Source organism: Rhizobium sp. BK176 (assembly GCF_024808055.1).
The window spans coordinates 66,202-83,381 of the sequence record NZ_JANUBV010000018.1 but is presented as its reverse complement, the minus strand read 5'-3'; the positions used below and the strand labels follow the sequence as shown (position 1 = coordinate 83,381).

Genomic DNA, 17,180 nt, shown 5'->3' with positions numbered 1-17,180 from the left:
GTCGCCCGGATCTGGTTGACGACTTATGCTTCCTGCAGGACCGCTCGAACCATTGAGGTCGTTGATCAGCGTTGCACTTCCTTCATTCATGCCCAGGACTTTGGCGGCAATCGAATGAGACTTGACCCGGTCGACGACCTTGTCGAGAGCAGCGACAGCGGTAACGTCCCAGAAGTGAGCGTGTGAGACGTCAATCAGAACGGCCATGCCTTCTGCCTCCTCAATATCGAAAGCGTCCACGAATATGGCTGCCGAGGCGAAGAATACTTGGCCCGAGACCCGGTGGTCAAACGACACCGGCCACATTCCTCTAGACTTCGACATCAAGTAGTCGGGCCCCTAAGCGTGAAGAACACACCGCTGAGGAGGACGCCGACCGTCACGCCCAGAGGCAGATTCGAACGGAGCACGGTAACGAGCACGGTCGCGACCATGACGACGCTCGAAAGTTTCGGGTGAACCAGTAACGTCCTCAATGAAGACCAGTCAAACGTGTCGATAGAGACCATCACCATGATGGCCACGAGCGCCGCAACAGCAACCTGGGAAACCCATGGTTTGAGCAGGACCATCAAGACGAGCAGCAAGGCTCCCGCAAACAATGTCGCGCGGCGCAGATGCCCGCCCCGCTGAACGAGTGGATCATGACGGCCCTACGGTCTTCGTGTCGTTCCGGTCAGGGACAACGACCAATTTGCCCACAAAGTTCTTCGCCATGAAGTCGCGCTGAGCCCGATGGAATTCCGACAGTGGATAGGTGCCGGCGACAATAGGCCGGATCTTCTTGTCCTCGATATAGCCTACCAGCCGCCGGAAATCGGCGCGACTTCCCTGGCTCGAGCCATGCAGTTCGAGTTGCTTGAGATACATGGTGCGCAGGTCGAGTTGAACGACGGGCCCTGCAATGGCACCCGCGGTGCTGTATCGTCCCTCGGGCTTCAGAAGCTTGAGGAGGTCATTGAAGATTGAGCCGCCAACCAGGTCCGCGACAACATCGATAGGCTTGCCTCCTGCTGCACTCTGAACGTCGGCAACCAGGTCACCGCCGCGCGTGACGACTGCCTCGGCGCCGACATCGAGCAGGGCCTGTTCCTTGCCCGCTGCGGTCAATGCAATCGGGATTGCACCGCGGGCGCGCGCAAGCTGGATGATGGCTGAGCCAACACCACCGGATGCACCTGTCACGAGGACCCGCTCTCCAGCCGCCAGCCGCGCCCGCTCCAGCATGCGTTCGCCTGTCAGATAGGCACAGCAGAATGTGGCAAGCTCGATGTCGCTGAGATCCGTCGCAATCAGATGGGCGTTTTCGGCAGGCAGCACCATGTACTCGGCATAGCCGCCATCTCTGCCATGTCCGATGTAGTCGATATCGGCAAGGCTGTCGTCTTCCCGGTTATAGATCGAGAAATCGACCATTACCCGTTCGCCGATGCGTGCTGCAGCGACACCTTTACCTGTGGCAACGATGTGGCCAACCGTGTCGGTGCCCTGGATGCGCGGGAAACTCAACGTGTTGCCTTGTCGCCGCCAGGTGGAGACAGCCGCGGGATCGTCTTCGGTCCCGTAGGCTCCCTGGCGGACCCAGACGTCGGTATTGTTCATTCCGCAGGCCGATACCTTGATCAGAACTTCCCCGGCAGAGGGCTGCGGAACGGCCACATCGGTGCGATAGACGAGCTTGTCCAGGTCGCCATGACCCACAAGCTGAACCGCCGCCATGGTTTTAGGCAGGATTGTCATCGGAGGTCCTCAGAGCGTTTTGAACGTGGTTTCGATTGCTTCAGCCGCAGCCCTGACGACGATGTCTGCTTCCTCGCGGGTCAGGCAGAGCGGTGGCGCGAAGCCAAGAATGTCTCCCTGCGGCATGGCGCGGCCAATCACCCCGCGTGCTAGAAGTGCTGCTGCGATTTGCGGTCCGATCTTGCGGGAAGCGTCGAAGAACCTTCGCTCGTCCCTGTCTTCCACGAATTCCACCGCCGCCATCAGCCCGTCGCCACGAACCTCGCCGACGTGTCTGTGCGAGCCGACAGCCTTTGCAAGCTCCTCGCGGAAGTAGGCACCCGTTGCACCGGCGTTCTTCACGAGGTCCATCTCGTCGATGAGCTCGAGATTGGCGATCCCGGCCGCAGCACAGATCGGATGCGCTGAATAGGTCCATCCATGCCCGATCGCGCCCATCTGATCCGACCCCTGCACCAACACGTGCCACATCTTGTCGGACACGATTGTGCCCGACAGTGGAGCGTAGGCCGACGTCAAGCCCTTCGCGATGGTGATGAGGTCGGGCCTCATATCGTAGTGGTCCGACCCGAACATAGTGCCAAGACGACCAAAACCTGTGACCACCTCGTCGGCGACAAGAAGGATGTCGTATTTGTCGAGCACCTGCTGGATCTTCTGCCAGTATCCCGACGGCGGCGGCACGATGCCGCCCGTGCCCAGGATTGGTTCCCCGATAAAGGCGGCTATGGTGTCGGGTCCTTCCGCCAGGATCATCTCTTCGAGCTTGTCTGCGCAGTATTGCGAAAACTGCTGCTCGTCCATCGAGCGATCCGGACGGCGAAAATAATAGGGTGCTTCGGTGTGAAGGATCGGTGCACGCGGCAGGTCAAAGGACTTGTGAAACAGCTCCAAACCCGTCAGCGAGCCTGTCATGACGCCGGAGCCGTGATAACCGCGCCAGCGTGAAATGATCTTCTTCTTCTCCGGCCGGCCGAGGATGTTGTTGTAGTACCAGATCAGCTTGATGTTGGTTTCGTTGGCATCCGAGCCGGACAAGCCGAAATAGACGCGACTCATGTTCTTGGGAGCGCGATCGATGATCATCTTCGACAGCGTGATCGAGGCTTCGGTCCCGTGGCCGACATAGGCGTGATAATAGGCAAGATCGCTTGCCTGGCTGGCAATGGCGTCGGCGATTTTCTGGCGCCCATAGCCGACGTTGACGCAATAGAGACCGGCAAAGGCGTCCAGGCTCGTGCGCCCGTTGGCGTCGGTAATATAGGCGCCTTCGCCCGATGTGATCACGCGCGTCGGTGTTTCGCCGCGGGCATGCATGCCCATATGCGTGGAGGGATGGAAGAAGTGGTCGCGATCCCAGGCGTTGAGCTCGTTGTTTCTGTTCAGCATGGCAGTGTCCTCGATGTCGGTCGTCAGAGATTTTTTACCGGCGCCATCAGGCGGCGGTGTCGATGCAGAGATATTTGAGTTCGGTGAAGGCCTCGACGCCGTGGCGCGATCCTTCGCGGCCAAGGCCGGACTGTTTCCAGCCGCCGAACGGGATCGGCCCGCCCGTGATCTTTACGCGATTGATCGCGACCATGCCGTATTCGAGCGCGCGGCCGAGGCGCATCTGTCTGGCGCCATTGGCGGTGACAACGTAAGCGACGAGGCCGTACTCGGTATGGTTGGCCCGAGCGACCACCTCTTCCTCGGTATCGAACACGGTGATACCGGCGACGGGTCCGAAGGTCTCTTCACGCATTATCAGAGCATCGTCCGACACATTGGTCAGGAGCGTCGGTTCGAAGAACAGCCTGCCGGTCGTGTGCCGCTTGCCGCCAGTCACGAGCTTGGCGCCACGCTTCAGGGCGTCCGCCACGTGTTGCTCGACCTTCGCAATGGCTCGCTCATGCATGAGAGGACCAATTTCTGCGCCGGCGGACAGACCGTCGCCGACTTTCAGCTCGCTGATGCGTCGCGCAAAGGCCGCCTCGAAACGGGAGGCGATGGAACGGTGGACGAAGACACGGTTGGCCGCGAGGCAATCCTGGCCTGATGTTGCAAATTTCGCATCCACGGCGATCTTCGCGGCCTGCTCGATCTCGGCGTCCTCGAAGATTATAAGAGGTGCGTGACCGCCAAGTTCCATGACCAGCCTTTTCATCGTCGGCGCGCATTTTGCGGCAATCAGCCGGCCGATTTCGGTCGATCCGGTGAAGCTGATTGCGCGCACCCGGTCGTCGGCGCACATGCGGCCGACAATGGTGGCTGCCTCGCCGGTGATGACATTGAAAACGCCCTTCGGAATGCCCGCGCGCTCGCCAAGCTCCGCAAGGGAGAGGGCGGAGAGGGGCGTTTCGGAGGAGGGGTGCGCGACGACGGTGCATCCGGCGGCAAGCGCTGCGGCCGCCTTTCGGGTGACCATTGCTGATGGAAAATTCCAGGGTGTCACAATGCCCACGACGCCGAGCGCTTCCCTTCGCACGATCATCTCGGCACCGGGCAGGTGGCTGGTCACCGATTCCACATTCAGCCGCTTTCCCTCCTCAGCGTACCATTCGATGAAGGATCCGGCGTAGTCGATTTCGCCAAGGGATTCGGAAAGAGGCTTGCCCTGCTCCAGGGTCATGATGAGTGCGAGGTCATCTTTCGCTGCGAGCATCAGCTCATACCAGGTCCGCAGAATGCGTCCGCGTTCCTGGGGCAGCAAGGCACGCCAGGCCGGCATGGCCCGCGTGGCGGCATCTATGGCGAGTGAGGTCTCCTCGGCGCCAAGGCTCGCCACCCATGCAACTGTCATCCCGGTAGCCGGATCCGTCACATCGAAGCTCCGACCATCGATGCCAGCAGACCATCGGCCACCAACATAGGCGAGATCGCGCAGCAGATGCTTGTCCTTGATCCGGGAAAGCGCAGTGTGGAATTCTGGGCGGGCAAACACCGCGGTCATGACCTGTCTCCTCGTTGCCGATGCCCGGAGTCTTTCACGAGAAGAAGCGAGATTTTGTCCTTTGACGGGTGTTCAAAGAGAGAGACTGTCTATGACCAGGCCGCTGACGGCATGATCTGTCTATGTCCCGTCTCTGGAGTCTCCTGGATGAACGAGGGTTACAATGGGCAAAACCGACTCGTCCTTGACGGTTTTGGTGACGATATAGGTGAAATAGCGTTCGATCCCGACTTCCCGGTCCAGGAGACCGTCGATCAGGCGCTGGTAGGCGTCGATATCGGGCGCCACAATCTTCAGGAAATAGTCGATCCCGCCGCCGACCGACCAGCAGCCAACGATTTCCGGGATACCGGCGATAACGCGTTCGAAACGCTCGAAATCGCTTTGGCGGTGATTGCTAAGCGTTACCTCCACCATGACGCTTGCCACGGGTGCAATCCGGCGAAGCGCGATGCGTGCGTGGTAGCCGGTGACGATCCCCGCCTTCTCGAGCTTGCGCAACCGCATCCAGCAAGGTGTCGGCGAAAGTCCTGCCTTTTCAGCGAGTGCAAGCTTGGTGATGCGCCCATCACGCTGGATTGCATCGAGAATACGCAGGTCGACGGCGTCCAGTTTCATGTTGTCCCATGCCGCTTAAATCATTCCAAAGGTGAGGAAAAGACAATGGGTGTGCATTTTGCCATTGTCAATTGAACTGATTTTTATCACTGTCTAAATCATGACAAACTGGCGCCCCGACCCGTCCCAGCTTCGAAGGCCGGCTTATCTTTCGCTTGCAGAGCAGATTGCCAGCGCCATTACGGACGGCAAACTGGTCGACGGCGCGCGGCTTCCCCCTCATCGGAAGATGGCCGACGACCTGAAGCTCTCGGTTCAAACCGTCAGCCGTGCCTATGACGAACTGATCCGGCGCGGACTGCTTTCCGGAGAGATCGGTCGGGGGAGCTTCGTGCAGACGCGACCACGCGAGCCAGAGCCTCCCTATCTGCCGGAACGCCTCGGAGAGGTGATCGATCTCTCGATCCTTAAGCCGGTTTGCGAACAGATCCATCTCGAAAAGATGCGCCAGGCCTTCGGCTGGCTGTCCGAAAACCTGCCATCGAGCTCGGCCCTTTCGTTCCGTCCGAACATGATCTTTCCGCGCCACCGTGTCGTCGCCGCCGAATGGCTTGCCCGATGCGGGCTTGAGGTATCGCCCCTGAACATCAGCCTGACGAACGGCGCCACGTCAGGCATGACCGTTGCCCTGATGAGCGTCGCGCCTCCGGGATCGACGATCGCAACCGAAGCGATCAGTCACCACACACTGGTGCCACTCTCAAGCTATCTCGGCCTTCATCTCGAAGGTCTTGCGATCGATGAAGAGGGCATGATTCCCGATGCTCTTGACGAGGCATGCCGCAAGGGGCCGATCCGTGCCGTGTTTCTGCAGCCTTCGGTGATCAATCCGATGGCGGCGCTGATGAGCGAAACGCGCCGCCGGAAGCTCGCAGAAGTCGCTGCCCGGCATGACATTGCCATCATAGAAAATGACATTCTCGGTCCGATGGTGGAAGATCGAGCGCCCCCCATTGCGGCCTTTGCACCGGAGCGGACGCTCTATGTCACGAGCTTCACAAAGATAACAGTGCCGGGACTGCGGATCGGATACCTCGCAGCTCCGGATCGTTACGTGGCTGCCGTTGCGAATCGTCATCTCGTCTCGAACTGGATGGCGACGCCGGCGATTGCCGAGATCGCAACGCGCTGGGTCAGCGACGGAACCGCACTCGACCTGGTCAACTGGCAGCGTCAGGCACTTAAGAGCCGGCACAGAATCGCTTCGGAGATGCTGTCGGGCCTGTCCTATCGCGACCATCCGCAGAGCCTTCACGTCTGGCTGCCACTTATCGGCGGCCACGTGGAGGAAACCTTCGTTTCCCAGGCGCGCCTCCACGGCGTTGCGATTGCACCCGGCACTTCATTCCGCACAGCCGAACAGGGATGGACGCCGGCCGTGCGCATTTCCCTCGGGTCGACCAACGAAAGCGAACTGCGAACGGGGCTTGGCATCGTCGCGTCCCTTGCACAAGGAAGTCCTGAGGCCCTGCTGCTCGCAATTTGAGTTATTTGCCCTCCGAATGGGCAATTGTCATGATATTATTTTGCGAATTGACATGATTTGGAACCATCTCCATCGTTAGCGCATTGCTGTCTCAACAGGGAGAGACATGAATGCCGACCCCGATCATTCGCATCGACAACATCGTCAAGAGATACGGTCCGCTGACCGTGCTCGACGGATTATCGATGGAGGTCATGCCGGGGGAGAAATTGGCCCTGATCGGTCCTTCAGGATCGGGAAAAACAACCATCCTGCGTATCCTGATGACACTGGAATCGATCAGCGGCGGTCATATCGAGGTTGACGGCGAACAGCTTTATCACATGCCGCGCGGCAAGGATCTGGTGGCGGCCGACGAACGCCACCTACACAAGATGCGTGAACGTATCGGCATGGTCTTTCAGCACTTCAACCTGTTTCCCCACAAATGCGTCCTCGACAACGTGACGCTCGCTCCAATGCTTACCAAGGGGATCAAGCGGACAGACGCGGAGCGTCGCGCCATGGAACTCCTCGAGATGGTCGGAATGGCTGACAAGGCCAGAAGCGTTCCTGCCCAATTGTCTGGCGGCCAGAAGCAACGCGTTGCGATTGCGCGTGCGCTCGCCCTCTCTCCGAAGATCATGCTGTTCGACGAAATCACCTCGGCACTCGACCCCGAGCTTGTGGAGGAGGTTTTGAACGTCATGAGGCGCCTTGCGTCGGAAACCGACATGACGATGCTGCTCGTCACCCACGAGATGGGCTTTGCGCACGACTTTGCCGATCGGGTCCTGTTCTTCGACCGAGGCAGGATCGTCGAGGAGGGTAAGCCCAACGACATCTTCCGAAATCCCACGCAGGAGCGCACGCAAAGCTTCCTGCGAAAGATCATAGCGGCCGGACACCGCATCTGACCGCCATGCGAAGGTCGACAATTCAAGAAACCAGGAGCAGGGAACATGAGAAAAACAATTATCCTAGGTGCCGTTGCGCTCTCCACGGCGTTTGGTGCAGCCATAATACCGGCCCACGCGGCCGACCTTGAGGCGCTCAAGGAACAGGGCTTTGCCCGCATCGCCATCGCCAACGAGCCGCCATTCACGGCGGTCGGCGCAGACGGCAAGGTTTCGGGTGCTGCACCCGATGTCGCGCGGGTTATCTTCGAGCGTCTCGGTGTCAAGGACGTCGTCGCCTCCATCTCGGAATATGGCGCGATGATCCCGGGCCTGCAGGCTGGCCGCCACGATGTCATCACCGCGGGTCTCTTCATGAAACCCGAGCGCTGTGCCGCAGTTGCCTATTCCGAACCGATGCTATGCGACGCGGAGGCGTTCGCGGTGAAGAAAGGCAATCCGCTTAAGCTTTCGAGCTTCAAGGACATTGCCAGCAATCCGGATGCGAAGATCGGCGCGCCAGGTGGTGGCACCGAAGAAAAGCTGGCGCTCGAAGCAGGTGTTCCGCGCGATCGCGTCATCGTCGTGCCGGACGGCCAGAGCGGCATCAAGATGTTGCAGGACGGTCGAATCGATGCCTACTCGCTGCCGGTATTGTCGATCCATGATCTGATCGCCAAGGCCAATGACGCGAACCTCGAAACGGTTGCCCCTGTTGTCGGCGCTCCCGTCTATTGTGACGGAGCCGCGTTCCGCAAGCAGGATGTCGCCTTACGCGATGCCTACGATGTCGAGCTCAAGAAGCTGAAGGAATCCGGCGAGTTCGCCAAGATCATCGAACCCTATGGCTTCTCGGCTGCGGCCGCAATGTCGACGACCCGCGATAAGCTCTGCGCAGCAAAGTAAGTTCGGTCGCACCGGCTCCGCATTGCGGAGCCGGTTTCGAAGGACAGCAACAAGGAATGCGACTTGATGTCGGTATGGTCCGGCTACCTCTCATTGATACTTCAAGGCGCTGTGGTGACGGTCGAACTCACCTTCATGGGATCAGCGCTGGCCCTGGTCGTGGCGTTCATCGCGGGACTGGCGCGACTGTCACGGTTTTTTGCCGTACGGGCGCTAGCCACGGCCTACATCGAATTTTTCCGTGGAACGTCGATCTTCGTGCAGCTTTTCTGGGTGTACTTCGTCCTGCCCTTTGCCGGCGTCACACTGACGCCACTGCAGGCGGGCGTCCTGGCGCTTGGGCTCAATGTCGGGGCATATGGTGCCGAAGTCGTTCGCGGTGCAGTCAAGGCAATCGGACGCGAGCAGACAGAGGCCTGCATCGCGCTCAACCTCTCCCGTTTCCAGCGCATGCGCTACATCATCCTGCCGCAGGCACTGCCATTGATGCTACCGACATTTTGTAACAATGCCATCGAGCTTCTCAAGGGAACTGCTGTCGTTTCGCTGATTTCGCTGACCGACATGACCTTCCAGGCGCAGGTCGTACGGGCCCAGACCGGCAGCACGCTGATCCCGTTTGCAACCATTCTGGTTCTCTACTTCCTCATGGCGCTCGCGATCTCAGCAGTCATGCGGTGGCTCGAACACCGCATGACGCGCGGTCTTGATGGCGTGAGGGCCTAGCAATGGAATGGGATTGGGACTTTGTCTGGCAGATCATGCCGACCCTCCTCGAAGGCTTCAGGATCACAATTCTTGCGACGGTGCTCGGCGCAATCGTGGCGGGGGTCCTCGGCCTTGCAATCGCGCTTGCTCGCCGGTCCAAGATCACGGCTCTGTCGCGCGGTGTGGGCTTCTTCTCGGAATTCATTCGGGGCACACCGCTGCTCGTGCAGCTCTATTTCATCTTCTATGTTCTTCCGGACATAGGGATCCGCCTTGCGCCGCTGGTTGCCGGCGTGATCGGCATTGGGCTGCACTATGCCACCTATACTGCGGAAGTTTATCGCGCCGGTATCGAGAATGTGCCGCGGGGACAGTGGGAAGCTGCCAAGGCGGCCAATCTCACCGAACGCCAGACCTGGATCCATGTGATCCTGCCGCAGGCGATCCCTCCGATGATCCCGGCGCTCGCCAACTATTTCATAGCAATGTTCAAGGAAACGCCGTTGCTGTCGGCCATTACCGTCCTCGAGTTGATGAACCAAGCAAAGAGTATTGCCAATAGCAACTACCGCTATATCGAACCGATGACACTCGTCGGCGTCTTCTTCCTCGTGATCAGCCTCATTTCCGTGATCGGCTTGCGCTGGCTCGAGGAACGCTATGCCCGGATGGACGACTGATATGACGACGAACAACGACATCACCATGGCAACCCGCCGTCCGCGTCTCGACGATCGGCCGCTTGCAAAGCGGATCGGGCTCATCATCCTGGCAACCGACCATACCACGGAAGTCGACTTCCAGCGCATGGTCGCCAGTGATCGCATTGGCATTTACGTGAGCCGTATCCACTATGCCAATCCGACGACGCCAGAAAATCTCCTGAAGATGCAGCCGGCCCTGACGGCAGGTGCTGGCCTTATCCTGCCTGGAGAGCCGCTCGACGCCATCATGTATTCCTGTACGTCCGCGTCCGTGGTGATCGGTGACGGCGAGATCGAAAAGGCGATCAATGCCGCAAAGCCCGACGTTCCGGTCGTGACGCCGACGGCAGCCTCGGTGCGTGCGTTGAAGGCATTCGGTGCTCGAAGGATCTCGATCCTGACGCCCTACGTCGCCGAGACAGCCGTTCCCATGGCGGAGTATTTCACAGGCCTCGGCTTCGAGATCGACAGGTTTACGTGCCTCGGTTTCTCCGACGACAGGGAAATGGCACGCATTGCACCGGACGAGATTGAAGCGTTCGCTGTTGAAGCGATGGCGCCGGGGTCTGATGCCCTGTTCATTTCCTGCACGGCCCTTCGCGCCGCCGGGGTCGCCGGCAGCATTGAGAAGAAAGTCGGAAAGCCGGTAGTCAGCAGTAATCTTGCAACGGCATGGGCGTGCCTCAGTCTGTGCGGCGACAAGAGGGCCGATCGAGGCTTCGCCAGTCTGATGACGCTTCCGGTTCCGGGAAACTGATGCCATGCCCGCTGCGTCCACGGTCAGTTTTCAGGATATCATGCGCGCATCGGAACGTATCGCTCCGCACGTGCGCAACACGCCGCTCGTCTCATCGAATGCCTTGAGCAAGATCACCGGCTGCCCTGTGAAGTTGAAGCTCGAGCACCACCAGACGACCGGTAGCTTCAAGCTCAGGGGGGCAACCAACGCCGTCCTGTCGCTGACCGCAGAGGAACGAGCGCGTGGGATCGTTGCCGCGTCGACGGGAAATCACGGGCGAGCCCTTGCCCATGCCGCCAGAGCAGCAGGAACTGCCACGACCATATGCATGTCGCGGCTCGTACCGGAAAACAAGATCACGGAGATCCGCCGCCTCGGCGCGACGATATGCATCGTCGGTAACTCGCAGGACGACGCCCAATGTGAGGTCGACCGACTGGTCGCCGAAGAGGGGCTCGTCGGGATCCCTCCGTTCGACGACGAGCGCGTGATCGCCGGTCAAGCCTCGCTCGGCCTGGAAATTTTCAAGGACTGCCCGGATGTGGACACCGTTCTCGTGCCGCTGTCGGGTGGCGGCCTTGCATCGGGAGTGGCTGCTGCGTTGAAGACCATCAATTCGGCGATCCGTCTTGTCGGAATTTCGATGGAGCACGGCGCTGCCATGAAGGCAAGCATCGATGCCGGCAGGCCCGTCGAGGTTATCGAGGAAGAGAGCTTTGCGGACTCGCTTGGCGGCGGCATAGGCCTTACGAACCGGCTGACCTTTGCCATGTGCCGCGATCTGCTCGACGATGTCGTTCTGCTGTCCGAGAGCGAAATCGCAAAGGGCATGCTTCACGCCTACGATGCTGAGCGCGAGATAGTGGAGGGCGCCGGCGCTGTCGGGATCGCCGCTCTCCTGGCGGGCAAGATCACTCCATCCGGGCCGATCGTCGTCATTCTCTCTGGCAGGAACGTTGACATGGACCTGCATCGCCGCGTGATCAACGGTGCAACGGCTCTTTCGGGGAGGTGCGCCGCATGAGCTCGATGGTGATTCTTAGCGAAGCTGATCTCAGAAAGATCATCAGTCTGGACCTGGAGGCCGTCGGTTGCGTCGAGGACGCGTTCAGGGCGCTTGCCACGAAGGCCGTGTCGATGCCACCGATCCTGAGGCTCGATATTCCCGAGCATCGGGGCGAGGTCGATGTGAAGACGGCTTATGTCCCTGGTGTCGACGGCTTCGCGATCAAGATCAGCCCGGGATTTTTTGACAATCCAAAGATCGGCCTGGCGAGCACGAACGGAATGATGGTGTTGCTTTCGAGCCGGACGGGGCTCGTACAAGCTCTGCTGCTCGATAATGGGTATCTGACGGATGTGAGAACGGCTGCTGCGGGCGCAGTGGCGGCGCGACATCTGTCGCGCGAGGATTCAACGGTCGCGGCCATCTTTGGTGCCGGCATGCAGGCAAAACTGCAGCTCGAGGCGCTGACGCTCGTCCGCCCCATCACCAATGCGCGCATCTGGGCGCGCGATCACGAAAAGGCACAGGCGGTTGCGGCCGAGTGTTCGGCAAAGCTCGGAATTGGGGTCGAGGCGATCGTCGATGCGAGGACCGCGGTTCGCGGCGCCGACATTATCGTGACGACCACTCCTGCGCAACGGCCGATCATCCAGTCTGAATGGCTAGAGCGGGGCCAGCATCTGACGGCCATGGGGTCGGATGCCGAACATAAGAACGAAGTCGAACCTGCGGCGATTGCGATGGCGTCACCCTATGTTGCCGACAGCCTGAAGCAGACCCGTCGGCTTGGAGAGTTGCATCACGCAATCTCGATCGGTCTGGTCGGCGAGTATGCCGAATTCCCGGAGCTCGGACAGATTATTGCCGGTCGGGTGGCCGGTCGGACCGACGCTTCAGGCATCACCATTGCAGACCTGACCGGGACCGGGATCCAGGATACCGCCATCGCCACGCTCGCCTTTTCGCGGGCTGCAGCCGCCCGGGCCGGCATGACATTCGAAAGCTGATCCGGTGCTGCACCGGACAAGGAGGGACGAGCATGAGTGAACCGAATCTTAAATTTTCGCGCGACGAATACAGCCTTCGGCTGGAAAAGACCCGCAAGGCAATGGAAGCAAAGGGCGTCGAGCTGCTGATTGTCAGCGACCCCTCGAACATGGCCTGGCTGACGGGTTACGACGGGTGGTCCTTTTACGTCCATCAGGCCGTGATTGTTCCGCCGTCAGGCGAGCCAATCTGGTTCGGCCGCGGACAAGATGCCAACGGCGCCAAGCTGACCGCCTATCTCAGCCATGAGAACATCATCGGTTATCCTGACCACTACGTGCAATCGACCGAGCGACATCCGATGGATTACCTCTCGGGCATCCTCGCTGATCGTGGCTTCGCAAAGCTTTCGATCGGCGTCGAGATGGATAACTACTGGTTCTCGGCAGCTGCATTTGCCTCATTGCAAAAGCATCTCCCAAACGCCCGCTTTGTGGATGCCACGGCACTCGTCAACTGGCAGCGAGCGGTCAAGAGCCCGACCGAGATCAAGTACATGCGCAATGCCGCCCGCATTGTCGAAGCCATGCATGCGCGCATCTTCGACAAGATCGAGGTCGGGATGCGCAAGTGCGATCTGGTCGCCGAGATCTACGATGCCGGCACGCGTGGTGTCGATGGTATTGGCGGGGACTATCCGGCGATCGTGCCGCTGCTGCCCTCAGGCGTCGAAGCCTCGGCCCCGCATCTCACCTGGGACGACCGGCCCATGAAGAGTGGCGAGGGCACCTTCTTCGAGATTGCCGGCTGCTACAATCGCTACCACCTGCCGCTCTCTCGCACGGTCTTCCTCGGCAAGCCAACGCAGGCCTTCATCGACGCCGAGAAGGCAACGCTTGAGGGAATGGAAGCCGGTCTTTCGGTCGCCAGGCCTGGTAACACCTGCGAGGACATTGCCAACGCTTTCTTCGCGGTTCTGAAGAAGTACGGCATTGTCAAGGATAACCGCACTGGTTACCCGATCGGTCTGTCCTATCCGCCGGATTGGGGCGAGCGCACGATGAGCCTTCGTCCCGGCGACCGCACCGAGCTGAAGCCCGGCATGACGTTCCATTTCATGACCGGCCTGTGGCTCGAGGACATGGGTTTCGAGACGACGGAAAGCATCCTGATCACCGATAGTGGTGTGGAGTGCCTCGCCAATGTTCCGCGCAAGTTGATGGTCAAGGATTGATCGGCGATGAGTGAGACGAATTTGCGTCCGTCGTCGATCAGCGCGACGGTCGATTTCAATGCCGCGGGCATCCAGCACGGCTTCCTCAGGCTGCCCTACAGTCGCGATGACTCGGCATGGGGGTCGGTCATGATTCCGATTTCCGTCATAAAGAACGGGGAAGGGCCGACGGTTCTTCTGACGGGCGGCAATCACGGTGATGAATACGAAGGGCCGATTGCGCTCTTCGATCTCGCAAGGACTTTGCAGGCTGAGGTCGTCAGCGGTCGCGTCATAATCGTTCCGGCGATGAACTATCCGGCGTTTGCCGCCGAAACGAGGACATCTCCAATCGACAAGGGCAACATGAACCGCAGCTTTCCGGGCAGACCGGACGGCACGGTTACGCAAAAGATTGCCGATTACTTCCAGCGCACGCTCTTGCCGCTTGCCGACATCGTTCTTGACTTTCACTCCGGCGGGAAGACGCTTGACTTTCTGCCGTTCTGCGCTGCCCACATCCTTCAGGACAAGGATCAGGAGAGGAAGGGCTTCGAATTCGTGGAAGCTTTCGGCGCTCCATACTCGATGAAGATGCTGGAGATCGACGCGGTCGGCATGTACGACACTGCGGCCGAGGAGATGGGCAAGATCTTCGTTACGACCGAGCTCGGGGGTGGCGGTACGGCAACGGCGCTGAGCGCAGCGATCGCCAAGCGCGGCGTCATGAACGTGCTCAAACGGGCGGGCGTCGTGAGCGGCGAAATTGATCATAAACCGACACAATGGCTCGATATGCCGGATAGCGACTGTTTCATTTTCAGCGAGAGCGCGGGCCTTGCCGAGTTCTCCGTTGACCTCGGTGAGCGCGTCAGGAAAGGCGACGTCGTCGTCAAGATTCATCCTGTCGGAAGGACAGGCGAGCCGCCGGTTGGGCTGGTGGCAAAGATGGATGGCATTCTCGCCGCTCGCCATTTTCCAGGCTTGATCAAGCAGGGAGACTGCGCGGCGGTTATCGCGCAGTAGGCCGGAGCCTGATCTCGTGCGAGGCTTGACCGGGCACGGTCGCAATGGCCGCGAACGCCTGATGACAATCTGGCAATGGTACACGACCAGTGCGCCCATGATGACATGCTGGCGGCAGACGCGCCATGCATCGCCGACCGCATGAAGGCCATTGCCTGGCACTGCAAGCCATATGCTGGCGCGGTGCCTCCGGCGCAAATATGAAGCTTTAGCGCATCGGTGGCGGCCGGCGTGCATTTTGTTGCTGTCGTCATTCGCCGGAATTTGCGTTCCTTCCGGAACGTCATAGCGGCTTTTCGGCGACGTAAAGGAAGCGCGACAGGCGCTTGTCCTTGGCGAGCCTTGCAGCTGTCGCCAGCATCAACTGGCGTCGCTCGAAAAACGCGTCGCCTTCTTCGCGGCGGAGAACATCGGCCCGGCGATGTCGAGCGTCATGCCAGCGGGAGCCGATCACTGCGACTGCATCGGCGCGATCGAGCCTGTTGAGGAGGTTTAATCCGGCTGCGGCTATCGCCTCCTCGTTCAGCCCCGGCGGAACGAAGAAAAGGTTTGCCCCCAATGCCGAACGCCCGTCGACATCACCCTTGGAAAGCGCACCGGTAACCACGAACGGGTCGGTAAAGACAAGGCGTCCGGCGGCGCAAAGCAGGCGGGCCCAATCGGAGATCGCCTCAAAACGGTTCGGCAGATGACAGAGCGCGTCGATGCAGAGAATAGCGTCAAAGCTGCTGTCTTCGAACGGCAGCTTGGCGCTGCAATCACATACCGCAAAGGTAACCCGGTCGGCGAGGCCACGCTGCTGGGCAAGCGCGTTGCCGTGCGCGACGCCTTCGGCTTCGAGGTCGAGTCCGACCAGGCTGCAGGTCAAATGCTCGACAAGCGCCAAGGATGGACCGCCGGCACCACATGCAACATCGAGCACACGGCTTTCACCATTAAGGGCCAGGAAATTGCCAATTTCGTGTTGCTCGGCGCTGGACCGCCAACTCTCCTGGCCGATGTCGTCGCCGAAGACCTCCCGGCGTATTTCCGCTGCAAGGTGGCCGTCTGTACGGGAATATTGCGGACCATAGAATCCGCTTCCATCGCTTGTCTGACTGGCGTCCTGTTCGCTCATGGCAGCCCCGAATGCGTCATGACAACATTCAATGCAGCTAATATACAGCCGGCAGACTGGGTGAGGTCAATCCGGTCGATTGTCGCGTCCCTCAGCGCGGTTCGCGTGTCGCGGTCAGTCCCCTACCGGTTGCTGCACGCACGCCGTAGGATTCCAGTTCTTCCGGTACGGAGGCCTTCACGATATCGCTGACGCTGCTGGCAGCTTTCACGTGGCGCGCGACGCGATGCGGGAACTGGCTTGCCAATGTTGAGGGGATCTCGCTGTCTCTATCATGCCGGACCGACGGGAGCCCGACAATTGTCAGGCTTCCTCTATCAAGGCAACAGGGGCGCTTGCCTGAATTGACCCAATGGCTCGCTGATCGACTAGGTTGCGCCGCTCTGCTTCAGAACCGCATAGCGAAGATGAAGCGCACCGTTCCCGAGGGGAGTGCATTCAATCAGCGACAGCTCGACCTTACCCGCCAGACCTTCCTCGCCAAACTCGATGACCCTGTCGCTTCCCCGCCTTGATTCCAGTGCCGGGGCGACGATCAAGCTCAGTTCATCGACAAGACCCGACGTCATCAGCGAACCGTTGATCCGCGCCCCGCCTTCAAGAACGATGCGGTCAACACCAAGTTCTTCACCGAGCACATCGAGCATTTCGCCCACATCAATATCAGGTCCATCGGAAACGACATAGGAAACACCGTAAGCGGCCAGTTCCGCCAGGTGACTATCCGATACGTCGGAGCCGAGCAGCACGACGACATGGTCGCCGTAGAGTTCGCCGGCGGCAAAATGCAATTTTCCGGAAGGGTCGAGCGCGATTGCGAAGCTTTCTGCATCCGGCCTGGCAAAATGTGTGGGCCGCCTGGCGCTTGCTGGGACGGCTGGGGGATGAGCCGTCGCTTTCGAGATTTCGGCCATCGTTACGCGCCCAACCATCCAGGCGTTTCCGCCGAGTTCCTTCTGAACCTTCTCATAGAGAGACGACCAATCAGCCTTGCTTCCATCGGGGCTCTTCGTCCAGCGGCTTGGATGAAGGCTCCCGTCCGGCGAGGTCAACATGCCCAAAGCACGAGCGAAAGCCAGGAGCGAGTGCCAGTCGAACGAGCGGGACGAGGGCAGTCGCCTGA

Annotated in this window: 17 protein-coding genes and 1 pseudogene; 10 read left to right on the top strand and 8 right to left on the bottom strand. The window is 60.0% G+C overall.

Translation table 11 applies throughout. From position 1 onward, the window contains the following. Positions 1-51 precede the first annotated feature (51 nt). The 5 genes and pseudogenes from FHT76_RS41495 to FHT76_RS32690 all read right to left on the bottom strand — a co-directional run. Positions 52-635, bottom strand: a pseudogene (locus tag FHT76_RS41495) (STAS domain-containing protein); the annotation flags it as partial. Positions 636-642: 7 nt separating this feature from the next. Next, positions 643-1,740 carry an alcohol dehydrogenase family protein gene (locus tag FHT76_RS32705; RefSeq protein ID WP_183757577.1) on the bottom strand — a complete coding sequence of 366 codons (1,098 nt, stop codon included), beginning with the start codon at positions 1,738-1,740 and terminating at the stop codon, positions 643-645. A 9-nt stretch (positions 1,741-1,749) separates the two neighbouring features. Further along, entirely contained in the window at positions 1,750-3,129 is a 1,380-nt protein-coding gene (locus FHT76_RS32700) for an aspartate aminotransferase family protein (RefSeq protein ID WP_183757576.1), read from the bottom strand. Positions 3,130-3,175: 46 nt separating this feature from the next. Then, complete coding sequence (locus FHT76_RS32695; RefSeq protein WP_183757575.1) at positions 3,176-4,672, bottom strand: NAD-dependent succinate-semialdehyde dehydrogenase; 1,497 nt, start codon at positions 4,670-4,672, stop codon at positions 3,176-3,178. Between the two features lie 120 nt (positions 4,673-4,792). Continuing rightward, on the bottom strand, positions 4,793-5,290 hold the full coding sequence (locus FHT76_RS32690) for an Lrp/AsnC family transcriptional regulator (protein ID WP_183757574.1): 498 nt from the start codon (positions 5,288-5,290) through the stop codon (positions 4,793-4,795). Positions 5,291-5,390: 100 nt separating this feature from the next. Here FHT76_RS32690 and FHT76_RS32685 point away from each other — a divergent pair, with 100 nt between their 5' ends. From FHT76_RS32685 to doeB, 10 genes are all read left to right on the top strand, one after another. After that, on the top strand, positions 5,391-6,776 hold the full coding sequence (locus FHT76_RS32685; protein ID WP_183757573.1) for a PLP-dependent aminotransferase family protein: 1,386 nt from the start codon (positions 5,391-5,393) through the stop codon (positions 6,774-6,776). Positions 6,777-6,886: 110 nt separating this feature from the next. Continuing rightward, positions 6,887-7,672 carry an ectoine/hydroxyectoine ABC transporter ATP-binding protein EhuA gene (gene ehuA, locus FHT76_RS32680; RefSeq protein ID WP_183757572.1) on the top strand — a complete coding sequence of 262 codons (786 nt, stop codon included), beginning with the start codon at positions 6,887-6,889 and terminating at the stop codon, positions 7,670-7,672. Between the two features lie 45 nt (positions 7,673-7,717). Further along, on the top strand, positions 7,718-8,557 hold the full coding sequence (gene ehuB, locus FHT76_RS32675; protein WP_183757571.1) for an ectoine/hydroxyectoine ABC transporter substrate-binding protein EhuB: 840 nt from the start codon (positions 7,718-7,720) through the stop codon (positions 8,555-8,557). A gap of 66 nt (positions 8,558-8,623) precedes the next feature. Continuing rightward, a complete protein-coding gene (ehuC, locus tag FHT76_RS32670; protein WP_183757570.1) occupies positions 8,624-9,283 on the top strand; it encodes an ectoine/hydroxyectoine ABC transporter permease subunit EhuC in 660 nt (219 codons plus the stop codon). 2 nt (positions 9,284-9,285) lie between these two features. Beyond that, positions 9,286-9,945, top strand: coding sequence for an ectoine/hydroxyectoine ABC transporter permease subunit EhuD (ehuD, locus tag FHT76_RS32665; RefSeq protein ID WP_183757569.1), 660 nt, complete (start codon positions 9,286-9,288; stop codon positions 9,943-9,945). Position 9,946: 1 nt separating this feature from the next. Continuing rightward, positions 9,947-10,726 (top strand): ectoine utilization protein EutA, encoded by a 780-nt coding sequence (gene eutA / locus FHT76_RS32660; protein WP_183757568.1) that lies wholly within the window; start codon positions 9,947-9,949, stop codon positions 10,724-10,726. A 4-nt stretch (positions 10,727-10,730) separates the two neighbouring features. Beyond that, a complete protein-coding gene (gene eutB, locus FHT76_RS32655) occupies positions 10,731-11,732 on the top strand; it encodes a hydroxyectoine utilization dehydratase EutB (protein ID WP_183757567.1) in 1,002 nt (333 codons plus the stop codon). Further along, on the top strand, positions 11,729-12,721 hold the full coding sequence (gene eutC, locus FHT76_RS32650) for an ectoine utilization protein EutC (protein ID WP_183757566.1): 993 nt from the start codon (positions 11,729-11,731) through the stop codon (positions 12,719-12,721). Before eutB ends, eutC begins: the two co-directional genes overlap by 4 nt. Positions 12,722-12,753: 32 nt before the next feature. Beyond that, positions 12,754-13,935, top strand: a complete 1,182-nt coding sequence (doeA, locus tag FHT76_RS32645; protein ID WP_183757565.1) for an ectoine hydrolase DoeA — start codon at positions 12,754-12,756, stop codon at positions 13,933-13,935. Positions 13,936-13,941: 6 nt separating this feature from the next. Further along, positions 13,942-14,940, top strand: a complete 999-nt coding sequence (gene doeB / locus FHT76_RS32640) for a N(2)-acetyl-L-2,4-diaminobutanoate deacetylase DoeB (RefSeq protein ID WP_183757564.1) — start codon at positions 13,942-13,944, stop codon at positions 14,938-14,940. A 283-nt stretch (positions 14,941-15,223) separates the two neighbouring features. On the opposite strand, the gene FHT76_RS32635 is transcribed toward doeB, so the two are convergent. The 3 genes from FHT76_RS32635 to FHT76_RS32625 all read right to left on the bottom strand — a co-directional run bounded on the left by FHT76_RS32635 (position 15,224) and on the right by FHT76_RS32625 (position 17,112). After that, positions 15,224-16,057 (bottom strand): cyclopropane-fatty-acyl-phospholipid synthase family protein, encoded by an 834-nt coding sequence (locus FHT76_RS32635; protein WP_183757563.1) that lies wholly within the window; start codon positions 16,055-16,057, stop codon positions 15,224-15,226. Positions 16,058-16,148: 91 nt separating this feature from the next. Continuing rightward, positions 16,149-16,304: a hypothetical protein gene (locus FHT76_RS32630; RefSeq protein ID WP_183757562.1), complete on the bottom strand. Its 156-nt coding sequence runs from the start codon at positions 16,302-16,304 to the stop codon at positions 16,149-16,151. Between the two features lie 121 nt (positions 16,305-16,425). Then, a complete protein-coding gene (locus FHT76_RS32625; RefSeq protein ID WP_183757561.1) occupies positions 16,426-17,112 on the bottom strand; it encodes a dihydrofolate reductase family protein in 687 nt (228 codons plus the stop codon). Positions 17,113-17,180: the final 68 nt, after the last annotated feature.